We start from the raw sequence: 818 nt of genomic DNA on the forward strand, positions 1-818 counted from the left end.
GATAACAGCTTGACTCTTAGAAGGGCGTCCAAGGCAGCCATTATACGAGCAGGCAGTTCCGGCAGTTACTGTGGCGATACCGGATCAGGCAGAGTATGAGTCGGCGTGGAAACTGCTGGGATAACAGCCCAATGGAGCGCTTCTTCAGGAGTCTGAAGAACGAATGGGTGCCGGCGACGGGCTATGTAAGCTTCAGCGATGCAGCTCACGCAATAACGGACTATATCGTTGGATATTACAGCGCACTAAGACCGCACGAATATAATGGTGGGTTACCGCCAAACGAATCAGAAAACCGATACTGGAAAAACTCTAACGCGGTGGCCAGTTTTAGTTGACCACTTCAGGTACCGCCGGTTCGACAGCTTCGCCCAGGTTAATCAGCTACTGGAGCAGTGGATGGCTGACGTTGCCGACAGGCGGGAACTTCGCCAGTTCAGGCAGACACCGGAACAGCGCTTCACGCAGGAACAGGAGCATCTGCAGCCGTTGCCGGATACGGACTTCGATACCAGCTACTTCGATATCCGTCATGTCTCCTGGGATGGCTATATCGAGGTTGGCGGAAACCGTTACAGCGTGCCGGAAAGCCTGTGTGGCCAGCCGGTATCAATACGGATCTCGCTGGATGATGAACTGCGGATCTACAGTAATGAGCAGCAGATGGCATCGCACCGTCTCTGTTCGGCTGCATCCGGCTGGCAGACCGTGCCGGAGCATCACGCCCCGCTCTGGCAGCAGGTCAGTCAGGTGGAACCCGAAATCTGATTTATTCAACAAAGCCGCACCAAATCATCACTCGAAGATATTCAGGCATG

At 54.3% G+C, this 818-nt stretch carries 2 pseudogenes; both read left to right on the forward strand.

What is annotated here, in order from left to right:
• Positions 1–29: 29 nt before the first annotated feature.
• Positions 30–338, forward strand: a pseudogene (locus HMPREF3178_RS29950) (integrase core domain-containing protein); the annotation flags it as partial.
• A 7-nt stretch (positions 339–345) separates the two neighbouring features.
• Positions 346–768, forward strand: a pseudogene (locus tag HMPREF3178_RS14455) (Mu transposase domain-containing protein); the annotation flags it as partial.
• Positions 769–818: the final 50 nt, after the last annotated feature.

The sequence above is a fragment of the Klebsiella sp. HMSC09D12 genome (assembly GCF_001808475.1).
Classification (GTDB): Bacteria; Pseudomonadota; Gammaproteobacteria; order Enterobacterales; family Enterobacteriaceae; genus Klebsiella; species Klebsiella oxytoca.